Here is a 19805-nt window from a genome sequence, read left to right as displayed (position 1 = left end):
TCCGGGCGAGCCGCCGCGGGTTATTGCGGCGGCTGGACCGGCGTCGCGCTGCCGGCGATCATCTGCCAGCGGCCGGCGCGGCGGCGGAAGATGTGCAGGTAGAAGGAGTCGCTGACGAGGCGGCGGTCCCGCGTGGCGTAGAGCCGCAGGCGGCCCTCGGCGATGACCAGATTCCCCTCGCGCCGGGCGCTCAATATCTCGCTCTCCGCGACGAAGGCGCCGCTGGCATTGCGGCGGAAGACGGCGAACAGCGTGGCCCGGTCGACGCGGACGCCGCCGCCGGCGATGCCGTGGAAATCGGGGGCGTAGAGCCGTTCGAGCGCGGCCATGTCGCCGCTGCTTATGGCGGCGTTGCGGCCGGCTTCCACCGCCTGCATCTCGGCCTGGAGCGATGGTGCGGCCATGGCCGCCAGCAAGAGCAAGATCCCCATGCAGGTTTGAAAGCAAGGACCGGGACGCACTGTCTCGCGCGATCCGACAAAAGGGCGTCAATCTTCGAGGAAGGACAGGAAGAATGGCATATCGGATCGAAGGACTGGCCCCGCAGGCGTTCGAGGGCCTGTTCAGCATGATGGACGGCGAGCTCACGGCGCGCGGGGCGATGCGGGTGACGGCGGATTCGCCGACCGGCTTCCCCTGCCGGGTGAGCCTGCGCGACGCCGACGAGGGCGAGGAGCTGGTGCTGCTCAACCACGTCTCGCACGACGTGGACGGCCCGTTCCGCACCGCCTACGCCATCTATGTGCGCAAGGCTGCGGTGGCGCCTGCGCGCTACGAGGACGAGGCGCCGCCCTATCTCGACAAGCGCATGCTTTCGCTGCGCGGCTTCGGCGCGGACGGGCTGCTCAAGAATGCCTTGCTCGCCATGCCGGGCGAGGCCGACGCGAAGATCCGGGCGCTGCTGGAACGTCCCGAGATCGACAATATCCATGCGCACGCGGCCACCTATGGCTGCTTCCTGGCGCGAATCGAGAGGAACTGACCATGGCCAGCCTTGCAACCCTGCCGCGTCCGGCTAGATCGATCCCCGTGAACGACACGCATCCCGTGACGGACGACGAGGCCTGGGCAGCGTTCGAGCGCCGCGACCGGACCTGGGACGGCCGCGTCTTCGGCGGCGTCAAATCGACCGGCATCTATTGCCGGCCAAGCTGCCCGGCGCGGCGGCCGAGGCGGGAGAATGTCGAATTCTTCCCGACCGCCGCGGCCGCGGCCAGGGCGGGCTACCGCTCCTGCCTGCGCTGCCTCCCCGACGAGGTAAACCGCGAGGAGGTGGCGCTGGAGAAGGCGTTCCGCCTGCTCGCCGAGGCGGAGGAGGCGCCCTCGCTCGAGGCGGTGGCGGCCGCGGTCGGCTATTCGCCGCACCATTTCCACCGCCTGTTCAAGCGCGCCACCGGCGTGACCCCGGCCGCCTATGCGCGCAGCCTTCGCGCCAGGCGGGCGCAGGAGGCGCTGGCCAGCGACGGGCGGATCACCGACGCGATCTACGATGCCGGCTATTCGGGCCCGGGCCGCTTCTATGCCGATGCCGGAAAACGGCTCGGCATGACGCCCTCCGCCTGGCGCGACGGCGGCCGCGGCGCGGTGATCCGCTGGGCGACGGCCGAGACCGACCTCGGCACGATGCTGGTCGCGGCGACGGAGAAGGGCATTTGCCGGCTCTCCTTCGACGAGGACGAGACGGTGCTCCGGCGGCGCTTTCCCAAGGCGGAAATCTGCCATGGCGGGCCGGACCTGGCGGAGCTGGTCGAGCGCACGGTGGCGGCGGTGAACGCGCCGGAGAAGCCGCACGATCTGCCGCTCGACGTCCACGGCACCGCCTTCCAGGAGGCGGTCTGGCGCGAGCTGACCCGGATCCCGCCGGGCGAGACGCGGACCTATTCGCAGATCGCCGCGGCGGTCGGCCGGCCGGCGGCGGTGCGCGCGGCGGGGACGGCGAACGGCGACAACAATGTCGCCGTGCTCATCCCCTGCCACCGCGTGATCCGCACCGACGGCACGCTCGGCGGCTACGCCTACGGGCTGGAGCGCAAGGTGGCTCTGCTGCAGAAGGAGCGGGGCGGGGCCTAGCTGGTCCCCGCCTCCTGCTGTCGCTGCCGGTCCTGCGGGCTCAACATGGCCTGTAGCCGCCGCAGCATCTCCAATGCGGTCTCGCGCTGCTCGCGTCCGGCCTGGCGGTTGCGCTCCTCCCGGCGCAGCCGCTCGCGGCGCGCATTTTCCGTCTCGGTCTGCGGCAAAGCGAGCGCCTCGGGACGGATGATCGCGATCGCTTCCGGGATCATCCGCCGGCGCTCGAAGTCGCGCGCGAGCTTGTAGCGCAGATCGCCGTCGCTCGGCGCGCGCTCCATGGCCGTGTAGAGGGCGTTCTGCACCTCCTCGGGCGGCAATACGCCCTGCAGCGCATAGCTGTCATAATAAGCGTCGAGCACGACCGGGTCGTTGGGCGCCGCCCTCGCGGCCCTGGCGAGGAGCTGCTGGATGCTGGTCCAGGAGGGCCGGTCGGTGGACTGGGCAGCGCGGAGCTGCGCCGCCCGGGCGAGCCCCTTCGTCGCCATGGCCCGCGCATGGTTCGGCTCGCGCTGGAGCAGCCGGTCTGCGGCAGCGATGGCCGCGTCGAAATTCCCCGCCAGCCGCTCGGCCTCCATCAGGACGCTCAGGGCGAAGGGATCTTCGGGAAAGCGCGCGGCGATCGACCGGACGTCGTTCGCGAACGCCGTGGCCTCCCGCTGCGGATAGCCCTGGCTGAGCTTGACCTCCTTTTCGATCAGCGCATTCTCCGCCGCCGAAAGCTCGCGCACCACGATGTTGCCGACGTTGATCGCGCGGAACGGCAGCCGGACGGCGGTGAAGCGCCGGCCGCCCGCATAGTTGAACAGCTCGGAATTGAAGGAAGAGAGATCGGGGAAGGCCTGGCGCATCGCCTGCTCGTAAGTGCTGCCCTGGTTGATCAGCCGCAAATAGGTTTCGAGCTGGCGCTTGCGCGCCTGGTTCTCGAAGACGAAGCGCATCATCAGCCAGCCCTGAGCGTAGAGCAGCCCGATATTCTCGCCCGGAGCCTCGCGATAATTGTGGATGGTGAGCAGGCGCTCGAGCGGCATCCAGGTCAGGAAATCGAAGGTCGCGACGCGGTCCTCGGCGGGAAGGCCGACCTCGACCACGTCATTGTCGAGGATGCGCGTGGTGCCCCAGAATTCGGCGAAGCCCTCGACATACCAGGTCGGATAGCTCGCCGGGAAATACTGGAACATGAAATGATGCGCATATTCGTGCAGCATCGTGCTTTCGGGATCGAGCCGCAGCGCCCGGTTCTCCGAGCGCGGATCGCCATCCCGGCGCCCGCCACGGGAGCGGGAGCCAACGAACATCAGCCCGCGCGCATCCGATACGTAATAGCCGGCGACGCCGGCGCCGCCCGCCATGTCCTGAACGTCGCCGGCGCTGTCGAACAGGAAGACCCGAAGCGGGTTGGAGGGCCGGTCGGCGGCGATGCGGTGAAAGGTACGCAGCACGTAATGATAGCGCTCCAGCTTGGCCGCATTGAGCTCGGCATCGCGCCGGCTGCCTTCGCTGTAGACGATGAAATTGGCCGAGCGGGCTTCGAACCATTGGGCGTGGGCGGCGGTGGCCCAAAGGCCCGCCCAAAGCACGGCCAGGCCCGTCAAGAGCTTGCGAATCACAGCTTTTCCCCCAAGCAGTCAGCGCCTTTTTTAAGTCAGGGGGGCGCCTGATCGCAAGTCAGCGCGCCGGGCTCTGCCCCGCGCGCTGATTCTCGCAGCTATAGACCAGCCGCTCGTTCGGCAGCCGCGGCAGCATCGCGGCGATGTCGCGCTGCTGGTCGGCGAGGATGGTGCGCGCCTCGTTGTCGGCGCTGCAGCTTCTGGGCTCGTTCGGCCGCCGCGCCGCGCGGATCCGCTCCATCGTCGCATTGTCGAGCTGGTAGCGGGTCAGCACATATTCGCCGGTCGCCGGGCGGAACTCGGACACCGACACGACCGGCTGCTCGGCCGAGATCAGGATGCGGCTCCAGGTTTGGCCGTCCTGCGCATATTGGGTGCGGCCGTTGACGCAGCCCGTCGGGCTCCAGTCGAGCGGTACGTCGGCGCCGGAGCTGATCGTCAGCCGGCTGCGCTGCTGCACCAGGCGGCAGACATTGGCGCCGGCGAAGCGGTCCGGGGCGGGCGCGGCCTCGGCGGCCCTGGCTTCCTCGACCGTGATGAGGCTCGGCCGGGCGATGAAGGCGATGATCGCGAGGATGAGCAGGCCGGCACCAACCCCGCCCATGATCTTCGCATATTTCGGGGGCCGGTTCTTGATGACCAGCAGGAAGCAGCCGCCGAAGGCAAGCAGCGAAAAGACCAGCAGCAGCACGGACAAGGCAAGCCGGTTCTCGCGCATCTCGGTGATCTCGGCGAGGCTGCGCTCGCGCGTCTGCTGCGCCTGGCGGGCCTCCGCCTCGGCGCTCTGCTGCCGGGCGCGCTCCTCGGCGGCCGCGCGCTCCTGGTCCTCGCGCAGCCGGTCCGACATGGAGACGCAGGGCGTGGTCACCGACTGATAAGGCTGGCGGGCCTGGCCGAGAAAGGCGGTGAGCTCCCGGTTCGCCACCGCGAAGGCGAAGGGCGCGTCGCCGTCCTGGTTGCGGGTGATCAGGGTGTTGACGCCGAGCACCCGGCCGCACTGGTCGAGCAGGGGCCCGCCGCTATGGCCGCGGGCGATATTGGCGGTGTGCAGCAAAGTGGTGATGCCGTTGATCGGCCGCACGTTGGAGAAGATGCCGACCGAGCGGGTCGGCGGCAGCGGCTGGATATAATCGTCGGCCGAGCGGGCGGTGGCGAGATCGACATTGCCCGGATAGCCCAGCGCCGCGATCTGCACGCCGTCGTCGAGCGGCCCGACATAGAGCGGGATCGGCGGCAGGCGGCCTTCCTCGACCTCGAGCAGGGCGAGGTCGCGGGCCGGATCGAAGGCGACGACGCGGGCCCGGCTGGCCTGCGCGCCCTGTGACGGGACGACGCCGATCGAGACGGTGCGCCCCTCCTGCTCGGCCTGCCGGGCCTGGGCGATGACATGGGCGTTGGTGACGACCCGGTTGGGGGCGACGGCGAAGCCGCTGCCATGGCCGAAGCCGGTCACCTCGCCCTCCTCGCCGAAGCTGATCACGACGACGCGGACCACGGAGCGGCCGGCCACCGAAATGTCGTCGGCGCGCGCGGGTGCGGCCGGCAGCGCGGCGGCCAGCACGGCGAGCATAAGCAGGATGAATCGACCCACGGACATTCCCGGAACGCTCTATGGGAAGCAGGGCGGGAGTGGCAAGCAGTGCCCGTTCACCGGGCGGGGAAATCAAAGGAAAGAATAAGGGTCGACGTCCACGGTGACGCGCGTGCTGCTCTTCCAGCTCAGGCCGCCCAGCCACTCGCGGATGATGTCCTGCACGGGCACCGCGCGGTTGGCGTGGACGAGCAGGCGGAAGCGGTGGCGGCCGCGCAGCATGGCGAGCGGGGCGGGCGCGGGGCCGAACACCGCCATATTGTCATGGGCGGGCGCCGCGCGGCCGATCTGCCTCGCCACCTCGTTGGCCTCGGCCTGGCTTTCGCTGGAGACGATGATCGCGGCGAGCCGGCCGAAAGGCGGCATGGCGGCCGCGCGCCGGGCCTCGGTCTCGGCCGCGTAGAAGCCCTCGGCGTCGCCGCTCACCAGGGCCTGAAGGACCGGCGCGGACGGATCGTGCGTCTGGACGAGCACGCGGCCATGCTTGTCGCCGCGCCCGGCCCGGCCCGAGACCTGCTGGATCTGCTGGAACGTGCGCTCGGCCGCGCGCAGGTCGCCGCCGGCGAGCCCGAGGTCGGCGTCGACCACGCCGACCAGGGTCAGGTTCGGGAAATGATAGCCCTTGGTGACGAGCTGGGTGCCGATCACGATGTCGATCTCGCCAGCTTCCATGCGCGCGACGAACTCGGCGGCCTTGGCGGGGGACCAGATGGTATCGGAGGTGACGATCGCGGTCCGCGCGTCGGGGAAGAGCAAGGCGACCTCGTCCGCGATCCGCTCGACGCCCGGACCGCAGGCGACGAGCGCATCCTCCTCCCTGCACTCCGGGCAGGCGTCGGGCGCCGGCATCATGTGGCCGCAATGGTGGCAGGCGAGCCGGCGGGTGAAGCGGTGCTCGACCATCCAGGCGGTGCAATTGGGGCACTGGAAGCGGTAGCCGCAGCGGCGGCAGAGCGTGAGCGGGGCGTAGCCGCGGCGGTTGAGGAAGAGCAGGCTCTGCTCGCCGTTCGCGAGGTTCTCCTCCAGCGCCTCGACCAGCTTCGGCGCGAGCCAGCGCCCGCGCGCGGGCGGGTCGCGCAACAGGTCGAGCGCCGCCATGTCGGGCAGCCGCGCGCCGCCATAACGCGCGGGCAGCTTCAGCTCGCGATAGGTGCCGATCTCGGCCATGTGCCGCGTCTCGATCGCGGGCGTGGCGGAGGCGAGGACGACCGGGATTTCCTCGAGCTTGGCGCGCATCACGGCGACGTCGCGGGCATGATACTGGACGCCGTCCTCCTGCTTGAAGCTCGCCTCGTGCGCCTCGTCGACGACGATCAGGCCGAGGTCGCGATAGGGGAGGAACAAGGCCGAGCGGGCGCCGACCGTGACCCGGGCCTCGCCCGACGCGATCGCCCGCCAGGCGCGCCGCCGCTGCGACTGGCGCAGGCCCGAATGCCAGGCGACGGGCTCGCAGCCGAAGCGGGCGGCGAAGCGCTTCAGGAACGGCTCGGTGAGCGCGATCTCGGGGAGCAGGACGAGCGCCTGCCTGCCTGCCCGGATCGCCTCGGCGATCGCCTCGAAATAGACCTCGGTCTTGCCCGAGCCGGTGACGCCGTCGAGCAGCCAGGGCGCGAACTGCCCGGCATTGACGGCCTCGCGCAATTCCGCCGCGGCGTCGGCCTGGGTCTCGTCGAGCGCGGGCGGGTCGTGGTCCGGGTCGGGGACCGGGAAGGGATCGTCGATCTGCACCTCGACCGCCTCGATCGCGCCCGCCTTGACGAGGCCGCGGATCACGCCGTCGGAGACACCGCCGATGATCGCGAGCTCGCTGACCAGCCCCTGCCGCTCGCCGATCCGCTCCAGCGCCTGCGCGCGCTGGGGCGTCAGCCGCTCCGGCGCGCGGCCGGTCGCGCGATATTCGGTGATCGAGCGCGCGCCCTCCAACGCCCCCGAGGAGGGCAGCGCCATGCGCAGCACTGCGGCGAGCGGGGAGAGATAATAATCGGCGGTCCATTCCACGAGCCGCCGCAGCGGCGCGGCGATGGGCGGGAGGTCGTAGACGTGGAGCAGGTTCCTGAGGCGGTTTTCGCCCACCTCCTGCGTCGCCAGCCGCTCCGGCTCCCAGACCACGCCGATCATCTGCCGCGGCCCGAGCGGCGCGACCACCACCGAGCCGGGCTCGACCTGCATGCCGTGGGGCACGCGATAGTCGAGCGGGCCCAGCGCGGCGTTCATCACGATCAGGCGGGCGCGGGACATGGGCGACACATAGGGCCGGAGCGGGCAAAGGGAAGGTGGTCGGTGCGGCCGCGGCTAGTCCATGCCGAGCACGGCGGCGATCGCGACGATGCCGTTCAGCAGATTGACGATGCGGACATTCTCATTCTCGGCATGCTGGTTGTTGTCGTGGTTCCAGAGGCCGAGCGTGATGGTGGGCGCGCCGAGCTCCTGGCGGATCAGGTAGAGCGGCAGGCTGCCGCCGAGGCTGGGCAGGACCACGGGTGCCTGCCCGTCCAGCGCCCGGCGCAGCGATCGTGCGAGCGGATGATCGAGCGGCGTGCGCTCGGCCGGATAGCCGGGCGTGCGCGTCACGGTCGCGATGCGCCGGAAACGGCGCCGCTCGGCCATGGTCGGCGCGCGGTCGAGCACTTCATAGCCCTGCGCCCGGACATGGGCGATCAGCCGCTCGATCTGCCGGTCCGGCGTGTTGCCGAGCACGAGCCGGAGATCGAGCGCCGCGGTGGCGACGGTCGGGATGACGTTTCGCGAGCGCGCGCCGACATCGGCGCTGCTCATGCCGTTGACGTTGAGCGAGGGCAGGTTGATCTGTTCGCCGAGGCTTGCGCCATTGCCCTCGGTCCAGCCGAGCCCGAGCTCGCCCCGCAACGCCGCGTCCGGCTGCGGGGCGGCGGCGATCGCGGCCCGCTCGGCAGGGGTAAGCGGCACCACGTCGTCGTAGAAGCCGGCGATCGTCACGCGGCCATTCTCGTCCTTCATTGAGGCGAGCAATTCGGCGAGCATCATCGCCGGATTGGGCGCCCAATTGCCGTAATGGCCGCTGTGCAGCGGCCGGACGGGCCCGTAGACGCTGAGCTCGACATTGACGTCGCCCCGCACGCCGAGGGAGAGCTGGGGCGGGCCCGACTGGTGGGCGGCCCGTCGATAATGATCCAGCCGTCCGAGCGCAGAAGCGCGCGGTGGCGGCGCAGCAGGGCGGCGAGATGCGGCGAGCCCGCCTCCTCCTCGCCCTCCAGCACGATCTTGAGGTTGAAGGACGGTGCCCGGCCCTCGGCGCGCAGCGCGTCGACTGCCGCAAGGATCGCCATCACCCCGGCCTTGTCGTCTGAGGCGCTGCGCGCATAGATCCGGGCCGCGTCGCCCTCGCCGACCAGGCGCGGCTCGAAGGGCGGCGTGATCGTCCAGTCGGCGGGGGTGACGGGCTGGCCGTCGTAATGGGCGTAGAGCACCAGGGTCCGCCGCGCCCCCGGAACCGGCCATTCGCCATAGATGAGCGGCGGCGCGTCGCCCTCCTCGAGCAGGCGCGGGGCGAGGCCGCGGCGGCGCATCATCGCCATGATATGCTCGGCATTGCGGCGGATGTCGGCGCGGTTCGACGCGACGTTGGGGATGGCGAGCAAAGGCAGATACTCGCCAAGGATCGCCTCCCGGTTCGCGGCGACCCAGTCGCGCGGCGCGGCACTTGCGGATGAGGCGAAGCCGCTGGCCAGGACCAAAGCGAGCAGGGGCCGGATCATGCCCGGAGCGTAACAAGATCGCCGGGCGGCGCAATCGCCCGGCGGCGCCTGGCGGGTCCCTGACCTATTCGCCCTCGCGGATTCGGGCGAGCGTGAACGACAGGGTGAAGGTCGCCACATGGTCCATCCGGTCCCGTTGGCCGTCGCGTCCGAAGCGATACTGGTTTAGATAGCCCACCTCGCCGCGGACGCTTCCGCCCAACGGGATCGACACGCCCAGCGTGTTGCGCATCCGATCATAACCGCCATCCTGCCCCCACGCGGTGCTGTTGAGGTTGAAGAAATGCTCGCTGGTCGCGACCAGCTTCAGGCCATGGCGGTTGAGCGGAGTTTCGAATCCCAGACGTGGCCGGAGCCGGAACCCAATCTCGCTGCCGGCACTGCTGAAGCGCTGCTCGAAACGAAGCCGTCCGTTGAAGCCTCCGCCCAGCGGCACGAGGACCATCTGGCGGAGCCGCTCCTCGCTCGGCTCCCGGTCGCCCTGGTCCCACTCCTCGACATGGCGGTAGCCGATCGACAGTTCGACGCCGCCGCGCGTCTTGTGCGTAAACAGCGCGCCCAGCTCCGCGTGGAAGAAGCCGCCGGCGCGGTCGCTGAAGCGGCCGACGGATTCGACCACAAGCTTGTCCCGGTCGCTGATCTCCACGCCGGCATTGACCTGCAGCCAGAGCTGCTCGTCCGTCTGCCGGGCGGCCGCCGGCGAGGCAGGCAGAAGAAGAGCGGCGGCGACAAGGATGGAGCGCATGGGATTCCGGTGTTAGAGGCTGGCGCGACGGTGAAGGGCGCTACAGCCTCGTCACCTTTTTGTCACATTCTGTTTCCCGAGGGACCCATGAAATTCTTCGCCGACACCGCCGACACTGCCGACATCCGCGACCTGGCCGAGACGGGCCTCCTCGACGGCGTCACCACCAATCCGTCGCTGATCCACAAGGCGGGCCGGGATTTCCTGGAGGTGGTCAGGGAGATTTGCGGGATCGTCGAGGGGCCGGTCTCGGCCGAGGTCGTCGCGCTCGACCATGACGGGATGATGCGCGAGGCCGAGGTGCTGCGGAAGATCGCCGACAATATCGCGGTGAAGGTGCCGCTCACCATCGACGGGCTGAAGACTTGCAGGAAGCTGACCTCGGACGGCACGATGGTGAACGTCACGCTCTGCTTCTCCGCCAACCAGGCCCTCCTCGCGGCCAAGGCCGGCGCGACCTTCGTCTCGCCCTTCGTCGGCCGGCACGACGATGTCGGCTATCCCGGCATGGAGCTGATCGCCGACATCCGGGTGATCTACGACAATTACGATTTTCCGACGCAGATCCTCGTCGCCAGCGTGCGCAACCCGATCCACATCCACGACGCCGCCAAGCTCGGCGCCGACGTGATGACCGCGCCGCCCGCGGTGATCCGCCAGCTGTTCAAGCACCCGCTGACCGACAACGGCATTAAGGCGTTCCTGGCCGACTGGGAGAAGACGGGGCAGAAGATCGGGTAGGGGCGATGGCATACCGCCCAACGAGCTTCATAGGCCTCCCGTTTGCGGTGATCGCAATCGTCGTGGGGGTCATCTGATCATGGGTAGCACGGGCTATTTCCCCGAGGGACTCTGGTAGCCCCACGAACGGTTCGACTGTGCTCCGGCGGAGGCCGGAGCGCTGGCCAGCGGCCATGCGGATTTCGCAACGCTCCGGCCTTCGCCGGAGCACGACCGGGGTACCGGAAAAGCCGCAGCTGTTGCAGCGCGGCCATTCCCCGCCCGTAACCATCGAACCTGCGGAACAGACAGGAGCGATTCCAATCGCTTCTTAACCATATCCGTATTACCCTCCCGGTCATGGGACGCGTGATCAGTTTCGAGAACCATGCGCTCGCGAACCTGCGGGCGCGGGTCGCTGCGGCGGAGGAGGCCAATCAGGACCTCATCGCCTTCGCGCGCGGCCATTCGGGCGCGGTCGCCTCGATCCATGAGGCGGTGCTGGCCGCGGTCGAGACGGACGGGCTCGATCACCTGCTCCATGTCGTCACCCAGGAATGGCCGCAGATCCTCGGCCTCGACGCGGTCGCCGTCGCGCTGGTCGCCGGCGACACCGGCGTGCGCGCCGATGCGTCCGGCCTGCAGTTCGTGGACGCCCGGCTGATCGAGCGCTCGATCCGCGATTTCGAGGGCGTGCTGCTGCGCGGCTGCGAGCGCGGCCATCCTTTGTTCGGCCCGGCCTGCGAGCTGATCCGCGCCGAGGCGCTGATCCGCCTGACCAGCGAGCCGCCGCTGCCGAGCGGCCTGCTCGCCCTCGGCCAGCGCGGCCCGCAGAGCTTCGACACCCGTCACGGCTCGGAGCTGCTCATCTTCCTTGGCCGGGTGCTGACCCGCTGCATGGGCCGGTGGCTGATCCCCTAGATCCGGACGCCCACGCCGCCGTCGCGATCGCCGCGCGCTGGCACGATCACCTGACCCGCGAGCGCCGCCGCTCCGAGCATACGGTCCGCGCCTATGTCGCCACCGCGCACCGGCTGATCGCCTTCCTCGCCGGCCATCTCGGCGGACCGGTCGATGCTGACGCTTTTGCCTCGCTCCGGCCGGCGGACCTGCGCGCCTATCTCGGCATGCGGCGGACCGCCGGCCTCGGCAACAACAGCGCCGCGCGAGAATTGTCCGCGGTGCGCGCCTTCCTCGCCTTCGCTGCGGCGGAAAGCGGGCGCGAGGCCAATCTGCCGCGGCTCAAGGGCCCGAAGAAGCCGCGGGCGGTGCCTCGCCCGATCTCGCCGGACGAGGCGGTGGCGCTGGCCGGGGAGGCGGCCGACGATGCCGCCGCGCCCTGGCTCGCCGCCCGCGACCTCGCCGTGCTGACCCTGCTCTACGGCTCCGGGCTACGCGTCGCCGAGGCTTTGTCCCTCACCGGCACGGCCTTGCCGCTCGGCGAGACTTTGCTCGTCACCGGCAAGCGCAACAAGACGCGGGTCGTGCCGCTGCTGCCGTCGGTGAAGGCGGCGATCGAGGATTATCTCAGGCTCTGCCCCTGGCCGGCGGAGCGCGATCAGCCCCTGTTTCGCGGCGCGCGCGGCGGCCCGCTCCGGGGCGAAATCGTCCGCCGCGCCGTCCGCAAGGCGCGGCGCGCGCTCGGCCTTTCCGAGCGGACCACGCCGCACGCCCTGCGGCACAGCTTCGCCACCCACCTTCTCGGCCGCGGCGCGGACCTGCGCGCGCTGCAGGAACTGCTCGGCCATGTCAGCCTGAGCTCGACGCAGATCTATACGGCGGTCGACGCGGCGCACCTGCTCGACGTCTACCGGCACGCGCACCCCCGGGCCTAACGGGCGCGGCGGCTCCAGGTGAGTTGGCGCCAGACGTACCAGAGGATCACGCCGACGACGATGATCGTGGTGACGGGCGCTGCCACCTCCTCGATCCGCTCGAAGCCGTGGCCGAGCGCATAGCCGCCGGTCGCCAGCGCCGCACTCCACACGAAGGTGCCGAGCGTCGACCAGATCAGGAAGCGCGCGACCGGCATCCGCAGGATGCCGGGCGGGACGGAGATGAAGGTGCGCATCGCCGGCAGCATGCGGCCGACCAGGACGATGCCCGCCCCGTGCCGGTCGAACTGGCGCTGCACCTTCTCCACGTCGCCCCAGTCCATCGTGATCCAGCGGCCGTAATTGTCGATGAAAAAACGGAACCGCTCCGGCCGGATCGCACGCGCGAACAAATACCAGAGGAAATTGCCGACCATGGCGCCCGCCGTCGCGAACACGATCACGCCGCCCAGGCCAAGCGGCCCCTGCGCCGCCTGCATCCCCGCGAGCGGCAGGATCAGCTCGGAGGGGAGGGGCGGGAACATGGTCTCGAGCAGCATGAGCAGGAAGACGCCGAAATAGCCGCCCCAGACGATCAGCTGGATCACCCACTCGTACACGGCCGCCCCGGCTCCCACCCCTTCCGGCACGATACCGGAAAACCCGCACCTGCTTCCGCGACGAACGTGGCAAAGGAAAGGCTTCGCCGCCAAGGTGTATTACTCTAGTAACTCACCATGGCGACGGGTCAAGCGGAAAGAGCGAGGGGTTCGGGCGCAGCAAAGGTGCAGGCCGCTTCCATCGTCATTGCGAGGAGCGGAGCGACGCGGCAATCCAGCGCGGACTGGATTGCTTCCCCCGGCTTTCGCCGGGGTCGCAATGACGGACGGGGTGGCTCAGCCGTAGCTGACGATCTCGAACTCGATCCCGTCCCAGTCCATGAAATAGAAGCGGCGGCCGGGCTCGTAGTCGCCGTGGCTGAAGGGGATGAGGCCGGCCGCGAGCACGCGCTGCTCGACCGCGTCGAGATCCTCGACCTGGATGCCGACATGATTGAGCGGCACCCCCTTCTGCCAGCCGCGGTCGCCCGAGCCGCCCTCCCAGGCCGCTTCCGGCGACTTCGGTTCGGCATAGACGGCGATATAATTAGTCTCGTCCCCGACATGGATGGAGGTGCCGCCGTCGCGGGCCGGGCCCTGCCAGCGGACGTGCCAGCCGAACAGGTCCTGGAACAATCTCGCCGATCGCTCGGGCTGGCTGACGGTGATGTTCACATGTTCGATGAAGCCGGTGCGCATGACGTTGGTCCTTTCGATTCGGGTCATGCTTGCCGCCTCTACAACCTCAAGCTAAGTTGAGATCAAGCATTGAAATGGAGAGGAAGAATGAACCGTGGCAACGAGCTGCTGCCGATCGGCGAGCTGGCCGCACGCACCGGCCTCAGCGTCTCCGCGATCCGCTTCTACGAGGAGAAAGGGCTGGTGCAGGCCTTGCGCACGGCGGGCGGGCAGCGGCGCTTCCTGCGCTCCGACATCCGCCGCCTCTCCTTCGCCCTGATCGCGCAGCAGATCGGCTGCACCCTGCCGGAAATCGCCGCCGAGCTCGCCAAATTGCCGCAGGGCCGGACGCCGACGCCGGCGGACTGGCGGCGGATCAGCAACGGCTTTTCGAAACTGCTCGACCGGCGGATCGCGGCGCTGCAGCGGATGCGCGACACGCTCGACGGCTGCATCGGCTGCGGCTGCCTCTCGCTGAAGAAATGCGGGCTCTACAATCGCGGCGACCGCGCCGCGCGGACGGGCGTGGGGCCGAGATATGCGTTGGGCGTCCGCTGGGACTCGTTCGAGTAAACGTCATCCCGGCGAAAGCTGGGATCTGACTTTCCTGTCCAACCGCTGCCAAGGCAAAGGGATTCCAGCTTTGGCTGGAATGACGGCTCAGGCCCGGCCCAGTTTCCCCTCGATCGCGTCCCAGATCTTCGCCGGCGTGTCGGTGCCGTTGAACCGGTCGATGGCGACGATGCCGGTGGGGGAGGTGACGTTGATCTCGGTGAGCCATTCGCCGCCGATCACGTCGATGCCGACGAAGAGCAGCCCGCGCTTCTTCAGCTCCGGGGCGAGCGCGGCGCAGATTTCCTCCTCGCGTGCGGTCAGCTCCGTCTTCGCCGCCTTGCCGCCGACCGCGAGGTTCGAGCGGATCTCGCCCTCGCCGGGGATGCGGTTGACCGCGCCGACCACCTCGCCGTCGACGAAGACGATGCGCTTGTCGCCCTCGGCCACGCTTGGCAGGAAGGCCTGCAGCATGTGCGGTTCGCGCCAGGCGGTGTTGAACACCTCGATCAGCGAGGAGAGGTTGGCGCCGTCGCTGGCGATCTTGAAGATCGCCTTGCCGCCATTGCCATGCAGCGGCTTGACGACGATCTCCCCGTGCTCGGCGAGGAACTTGCGGGCGACGCCGAGCGAGCGGGTGACCGCCGTCGGCGGCATGAAACGCGCATAATCGAGCACCCAGACCTTTTCCGGCGCATTGCGCACGCTGGCCGGATCGTTGACGACGAGCGTCTCCTCCTGGATGCGCTCGAGCAGGTGGGTGGCGGTGATATAGCCGAGGTCGAAGGGCGGATCCTGGCGCATCAGCACGACGTCCGCGTCGCGGCCGAGGTCGAGGATTTCGGGCGCGCCGGCGCTGCAATGGTCGCCGGGAACGCGCTGCACGGTCACCGGCCGGGCCATCGTCCAGAGCCGCCCGTCCACCCAGCTCAACGCCCCCGGATCATAATGGAAGAGCCGGTGCCCGCGCGCCTGGGCGCCGAGCATGATCGCGAAAGTGGAATCGCCCTCGATGTTGATCGTCTCGAGGGGATCCATCTGGACGGCGACGCGCAGGCTCATGGCGCTGCTTTAGCCGCGGAAAGGGGACAGGTACTAGTACCTGTCCCCCGTCGCCTCCCCGGCTCAGATGAAGCTGAAATCGTAGGTCGTGACGATCTCGAAGTCGGAGCTGTGCACCTGCCCGGTCGCGAAGATGTTCACATATTCGATCACGCCATGGTCATCGATCTTGTAGAGATTGCTGCTGCCCGGGCCGACGCGCGTGAAGGTCGTCCCGGCCGCATAGCCGACGAGAACGATCGAATCGCCGTCCGAATTGCCCTTGCCCCAGAAGTCCATGATCGAGTCGCCATTGGCCTCGCCCTTGCGCAGCACGAAGACGTCGTTGCCGTCGCCGCCGGTCATGACGTCGGCGCCGGCACCGCCGTCGAGCACGTCCATGCCGGCGCCGCCGAGCAGCGTGTCCATGCCGCCGCCGCCTTTCAGCGTATCGTTGCCGTCCGCGCCGTTCAGCAGGTCGGCCTCCGCGCCGCCCCAGAAGACATTGTCGCGCGCGTCGCCGAGCACGTTCTCGCCGAGCACGTCGATGACGCTGACATTGACGTCGAACTCGCTCGACGCGCCTTCATTGTCGGTGACGCGGACCCGGATCGTGTGGCTGTTCTGCTGCTCGTAGTCGAGCAGCAGCCCGTCGGCGACGGTGACATTGCCGTTGGCGTCCAAGTCGAAGCGGCCGCCGGCATCATTGAGCAATTCGAAGGTGAAGGGGCCGCTGCTGTCGTCCTGGGCGACCAGCGTGCCGACCGCGCTGCCATTATTGGCGTCCTCGGGCGCCTGCAGCGTGCCGGTGACGCCGGTCGGCGCATCGTTGAAGTTGAGGACCTCCTGGCTCAGGGTAACGGTGTCGCTGCTGTAGCGCGTGGTGCCACCGGTGACCGAGAGATCGGCCAGGGCGCCGGAGACGATCGCGCCGGCCGACGCATCGACCAGGTGCACGATGAGCGTCGGCGCGCTGCCGACGAAGTCCAGCGCCGGGTTGAAGCGGATCGAAGTCGAGGCCGCGAGCAGCACCGCGGCGCCGTCCGAGGCCGGGCCGATATTCACCCAGACCGCGCCGTTGAAATATTGCCACTGGCCGGCGGCGGGATTCGAGCCGTTGGCAGTGACCGCCACGCCGGCAAAGGCGTCGGCCGAGGAGCCGCCGGCGACCTGGTCGGTCGCGTCCGAATATTGGCCGCCGAACAGGCTGGCGACGGTCTCGCCGGCCGCGCTCGGCATGTCCTCGAAAATGTCCGCCGCCTCCTCGGTGCCGTCGCCGGCTACGGTCGGCGCATCGTTCACCGCGGTCACGCTGATCGCGGCATTGTCCACGTCATTCGCCGAACCGTCGTCGGTCGTCATGGTCAGCGTGTCGGCGCCGTTGAGGTTCGGCGTCGGCGTGTAGGTGAGGCCGTTCGCGGCGGCGAGCGTCGCGTTGATCTCCGCCTGCGTGCCGGTGAGCGTCACCGTGCCGGTGCCGTTGCCCGTGACCTGGCCGGCAGTGACGCCGCCGACCACGCCGGTGTCGACGGCGAGCGTGCCGCGGCCGACCGCGAGCGTGACGGTGATGCTCGCGCTGTCGGCGTCGCTGACCGAAAGGCCGGTGACCGCGACCCCGGCCGCATCCTCGCTCGTCGCGACGACGCCGCCGGTGACGTTGACCGGAGCATCGTTCACGCCGACGATGGTGACGGTCGCGTCGAATTCGTCGCTGTCGAGCAACCCGTCATTGACCGAGTAGGAGAGGGTGCGGGTCGTCGACGTCCCGAAATTGTCCGGATTGTCGCCGCTGATCGAATAGGTCACCGCGCCCAGCGCCGCTTCGTAATCGTCGAAGCTGGCGACGCCGGTGAGCGTCATCACGCCGGTCAGCGCATTGTAGGAATAACTGATCGCGCCGATCGTGCCGTTGGTCGTGCCGCCAATGGTGAGCTGCTCGCTGCTCCCCGGCGAATCGCCGAAGCCGGCCGAGATCCGCACCTGCGCGCCGGCCAGCTGGTGCACCTGGTCGTCGGTCTCGGCGTCGCTTGCCGAAAGGCCGGCGAGGGCCGCGACCGGGACGGTGAAGCCGGAGCCCGCTCCGGCACTCTCGGTCGCGCTCGGATTGGTTTCGGTGCCGCTGAGCAGCGGCGCATGATCCAGGATGAAGCCGCCGGGGATCAGCCCGCCCGCATTGTTGATGCCGGCGAAGAAGGTCGGCGTGCCGCCCGACAGCGAGCCGCGCCAGATGCCCTCGTCGCCGGGCGTTCCGTCCGGCCCGGTGATGTCGGCGACGTACCAGTGGCCCGTCGTGAAATCGATCTCGAGATCGTCGAGCAGGCCCTGCGGGCCGCTGCCCGCGACCTGCTGGTAGATGAGCGTGAAGGTGCCGGCGGCATTGCCGGTGAGGGCGTAGCTGTAGATGCCGCCCATCAGCACCTGCGGGGCGGTCGTGCCGCCCGTGCCGTCGCCGCCGTCGCCGTCATGGTCGAACAGGGTCGTGGCGGTGGCGAAGTAGAGCGTCGAGCCGTCCGGGCTGACCGCCAGCCCCTCGAGCGTCCCGCCTTCCTGCGGAAAGGCCTCGCCATTGGCCGGGGTGCCGTTGGGCGCTGAATCATTGTCATCCGGCGAGAAGGGCAGGACGGTGATCTGCCCGCCGGCGAAGGTGAGGGCGCCGGCGCCCGTCGTCGGGGTCAGGCCGGCGATATGGTAGACATAGTTCTTCGAAAGGAGGTCGCCGGAGGAGCTCGAGACGATGCGATGGCTCGACAGATAGACGGAACCCGTCGCGAAATCGATCACGAAGTCGTCGATGAAATTGTTGGTCGTGCCGTTCGGATTGCCGCTGCCGGTGCCGAAATTGGCGAGGATGGTCGGGACCTGCAGCGGCGTGTCGTAGCTGACCTTCTCGAACCGCTGCCCGTGGGTGAAGTAGACCTGACCGCTGTTCGGATCGACCTCCAGATTGTCGATCCTGGTCGCGGTGCCCGAGCCGGTATCCTGGTAGAGGACGGTCAGCGAGGGTGGGTTGCCCGCGAGCAGATCGGCGATGTTGCCCTGCAGCACGCGGTTGTGGCCGGTGCCGTCACTGTCGGCGATGAAGAATTTTCCATGAACCGTGTCGAAGGCGATGTCGTTGGCGCGGAACAGCCCTTCGGCGATGCTGGCGGTAAGAAGATTGTCGCTGGTCGCCGCATAGAATTGCTCCAGCTCGTAGCCGGTCATGCCCGCATCGTTGCCGGGATCGCCGTTCACCTTGAACAAACCCTGGCCGCCACCGGTGCCGGCGACCCAGAACTGCAGATTCGGCGACGTGTTGGAAACAGGCATGGCGAAGTCCTCCCCGCGGGACTCGGGGGGTGAGTCCCTCGCCAGCATTTTTGTCACGCTTTTGGCGCTGTAGGAAAGTCGTTTCTAAGTTAAGACCGCATTTGCCACCGGAATCCGGAGAATCCTGCAGAGAAGTCTGCGCTTTTCAATTTGGGCTCGTCATCCGAGCGAAATATTGCGGAGATGACGGGGCAGTCGCCACGGCACAATGAACAGTGCATCGATGCGGATGTCGTCGCCCGGTCGCGCATAGCGGTGCTGCAGGACTTCGGCAGCGGCGATGACGCGGCGCAGGCGGTAGTCGTCCAGGGCGATTCCGGCGTCAGCGTCGGTCGCGCGGGCCTTCACCTCGATGAAGGCGACGATCCTGCCGCGCCGGGCGATCAGGTCGACCTCGCCGACGGGAGTCCGCGCCCGCATCGCCAGAATGTGCCAGCCCTTGAGCCTGAGCCACCAGGCCGCGAGCCGCTCGGCCCGCCGCCCGCCGCGCTCGGCCCGCTGGCGCTTCATTTCAGCTGCTGCGCCCGTTCGTAGACCTGCCGCCTGGGCAGGCCGAGCCGGGCGGCGACCTCGGCCGCGGCGCGCGAAGGCGAGAGAGTCTTCATCGCCTCCCGCAATGCTGCGTCCATATCGGCCTCGCTTGCCGTCTCGGCTTCGCCCGGCGGGCCGACGACGATCACGATCTCGCCTTTGGGCGGGTTGCTTTCGTAGCGCGCGGCGAGCGCCGACAGCGGCCCGGTGACGGTCTCCTCGAAGCGCTTGCTGATCTCGCGCGCCACCGCGGCCTCGCGGTCGCCCAGCCCGTCGCGCAGCGCCGCGAGCGTGGCGGCGAGGCGCGGTCCGCTCTCGTAGAAAGCGAGCGTGCCCCTGAAGGTCCCGGCGTCCGCAATGGCCGCGGCGCGGGCGCCGGCCCTGGCGGGCAGGAAGCCGAAAAAGGCGAAGCGGTCCGTCGGGAGCCCGGCCAAAGTCAGCGCCGCAATCACCGCGCTCGGGCCGGGGATGGTCGTCACCATCACCCCCGCCGCCCGCGCGTCGCGCACCAGTTTGTAGCCGGGATCGGAGATGAGCGGCGTCCCTGCGTCCGAGGCAAGGGCGATCGCCTCGCTCGCCATGCGCGCGATCAGACCGGGCCGCACCTTGTCTGCATTATGATCGTGATAGGGCTGCATCGGCCTCTTCACGCCGATATGCTGGAGCAGCTTCGCGGTGACCCGGCTGTCCTCCACCGCGATCAGGTCGGCGCGCGCCAAAGTCTCCGCGGCGCGCGGAGTGAGATCGGAGAGATTGCCGATCGGGGTCGCCACGATATAGAGGCCGGGTTCGAGCTTGCCGTTCATGGGGACCG

Annotated in this window: 19 protein-coding genes; 6 read left to right on the top strand and 13 right to left on the bottom strand. The window is 69.1% G+C overall.

Annotated elements, in window-relative coordinates; translation table 11 throughout:
- Positions 1–20: 20 nt before the first annotated feature.
- The gene (locus VEC11_RS12140) at positions 21–431 is read right to left on the bottom strand and encodes a nuclear transport factor 2 family protein (protein WP_464131609.1); all 411 of its coding nucleotides are present in this window, start codon (positions 429–431) and stop codon (positions 21–23) included.
- A gap of 83 nt (positions 432–514) precedes the next feature.
- Between VEC11_RS12140 and VEC11_RS12135 the strand changes: the two genes are divergently transcribed.
- Positions 515–982, top strand: a complete 468-nt coding sequence (locus VEC11_RS12135) for a DUF1203 domain-containing protein (protein ID WP_464131606.1) — start codon at positions 515–517, stop codon at positions 980–982.
- A 2-nt stretch (positions 983–984) separates the two neighbouring features.
- Positions 985–2070, top strand: a complete 1086-nt coding sequence (ada, locus tag VEC11_RS12130) for a bifunctional DNA-binding transcriptional regulator/O6-methylguanine-DNA methyltransferase Ada (protein WP_464131604.1) — start codon at positions 985–987, stop codon at positions 2068–2070.
- Here ada and VEC11_RS12125 read toward each other — a convergent pair.
- The 6 genes from VEC11_RS12125 to VEC11_RS12100 form a co-directional block, all read right to left on the bottom strand.
- Positions 2067–3677 (bottom strand): hypothetical protein, encoded by a 1611-nt coding sequence (locus VEC11_RS12125; protein WP_464131601.1) that lies wholly within the window; start codon positions 3675–3677, stop codon positions 2067–2069. The two genes, ada and VEC11_RS12125, sit on opposite strands and share 4 nt — an antisense overlap.
- 58 nt (positions 3678–3735) lie before the next feature.
- Entirely contained in the window at positions 3736–5274 is a 1539-nt protein-coding gene (locus VEC11_RS12120) for a S1C family serine protease (RefSeq protein WP_464131598.1), read from the bottom strand.
- Positions 5275–5340: 66 nt separating this feature from the next.
- Positions 5341–7506: a primosomal protein N' gene (locus VEC11_RS12115; RefSeq protein ID WP_464131596.1), complete on the bottom strand. Its 2166-nt coding sequence runs from the start codon at positions 7504–7506 to the stop codon at positions 5341–5343.
- 54 nt (positions 7507–7560) lie between these two features.
- The gene (locus tag VEC11_RS12110) at positions 7561–8364 is read right to left on the bottom strand and encodes a peptidase dimerization domain-containing protein (protein WP_464131594.1); all 804 of its coding nucleotides are present in this window, start codon (positions 8362–8364) and stop codon (positions 7561–7563) included.
- The gene (locus VEC11_RS12105) at positions 8268–9002 is read right to left on the bottom strand and encodes a M20/M25/M40 family metallo-hydrolase (protein WP_464131592.1); all 735 of its coding nucleotides are present in this window, start codon (positions 9000–9002) and stop codon (positions 8268–8270) included. Before VEC11_RS12105 ends, VEC11_RS12110 begins: the two co-directional genes overlap by 97 nt.
- 64 nt (positions 9003–9066) lie before the next feature.
- Positions 9067–9747 (bottom strand): DUF2490 domain-containing protein, encoded by a 681-nt coding sequence (locus VEC11_RS12100; RefSeq protein WP_464131590.1) that lies wholly within the window; start codon positions 9745–9747, stop codon positions 9067–9069.
- A gap of 87 nt (positions 9748–9834) precedes the next feature.
- On the opposite strand from VEC11_RS12100, the gene fsa reads away from it, so the two are divergent.
- From fsa to VEC11_RS12085, 3 genes are all read left to right on the top strand, one after another.
- Positions 9835–10488 (top strand): fructose-6-phosphate aldolase, encoded by a 654-nt coding sequence (gene fsa / locus VEC11_RS12095; protein ID WP_464131588.1) that lies wholly within the window; start codon positions 9835–9837, stop codon positions 10486–10488.
- A 339-nt stretch (positions 10489–10827) separates the two neighbouring features.
- A complete protein-coding gene (locus tag VEC11_RS12090) occupies positions 10828–11388 on the top strand; it encodes a DUF484 family protein (RefSeq protein WP_464131586.1) in 561 nt (186 codons plus the stop codon).
- Positions 11373–12302 carry a tyrosine recombinase XerC gene (locus VEC11_RS12085; RefSeq protein ID WP_464131584.1) on the top strand — a complete coding sequence of 310 codons (930 nt, stop codon included), beginning with the start codon at positions 11373–11375 and terminating at the stop codon, positions 12300–12302. Before VEC11_RS12090 ends, VEC11_RS12085 begins: the two co-directional genes overlap by 16 nt.
- Here the strand turns inward: VEC11_RS12085 and VEC11_RS12080 are convergent.
- Positions 12299–12901, bottom strand: coding sequence for a DedA family protein (locus VEC11_RS12080; protein ID WP_464131582.1), 603 nt, complete (start codon positions 12899–12901; stop codon positions 12299–12301). The two genes, VEC11_RS12085 and VEC11_RS12080, sit on opposite strands and share 4 nt — an antisense overlap.
- Positions 12902–13177: 276 nt before the next feature.
- A complete protein-coding gene (locus VEC11_RS12075; RefSeq protein ID WP_464131580.1) occupies positions 13178–13606 on the bottom strand; it encodes a VOC family protein in 429 nt (142 codons plus the stop codon).
- Positions 13607–13666: 60 nt separating this feature from the next.
- Between VEC11_RS12075 and soxR the strand changes: the two genes are divergently transcribed.
- The gene (gene soxR / locus VEC11_RS12070) at positions 13667–14131 is read left to right on the top strand and encodes a redox-sensitive transcriptional activator SoxR (protein ID WP_464131578.1); all 465 of its coding nucleotides are present in this window, start codon (positions 13667–13669) and stop codon (positions 14129–14131) included.
- Positions 14132–14218: 87 nt separating this feature from the next.
- Here soxR and gshB read toward each other — a convergent pair whose 3' ends face one another.
- From gshB to rsmI, 4 genes are all read right to left on the bottom strand, one after another.
- Complete coding sequence (gene gshB, locus VEC11_RS12065) at positions 14219–15172, bottom strand: glutathione synthase (protein ID WP_464131576.1); 954 nt, start codon at positions 15170–15172, stop codon at positions 14219–14221.
- A gap of 63 nt (positions 15173–15235) precedes the next feature.
- A complete protein-coding gene (locus VEC11_RS12060; protein WP_464131574.1) occupies positions 15236–18460 on the bottom strand; it encodes a cadherin domain-containing protein in 3225 nt (1074 codons plus the stop codon).
- 159 nt (positions 18461–18619) lie between these two features.
- A complete protein-coding gene (locus tag VEC11_RS12055) occupies positions 18620–18970 on the bottom strand; it encodes a YraN family protein (protein ID WP_464131572.1) in 351 nt (116 codons plus the stop codon).
- Entirely contained in the window at positions 18967–19797 is an 831-nt protein-coding gene (gene rsmI, locus VEC11_RS12050) for a 16S rRNA (cytidine(1402)-2'-O)-methyltransferase (protein WP_464131570.1), read from the bottom strand. The genes VEC11_RS12055 and rsmI overlap by 4 nt, the downstream gene beginning before the upstream one ends.
- Positions 19798–19805 lie beyond the last annotated feature (8 nt).

The organism is Allosphingosinicella sp. (assembly GCF_035626655.1).
Classification (GTDB): domain Bacteria; phylum Pseudomonadota; class Alphaproteobacteria; order Sphingomonadales; family Sphingomonadaceae; genus Allosphingosinicella.
This window is presented reverse-complemented; position numbering and strand designations above follow the sequence as displayed.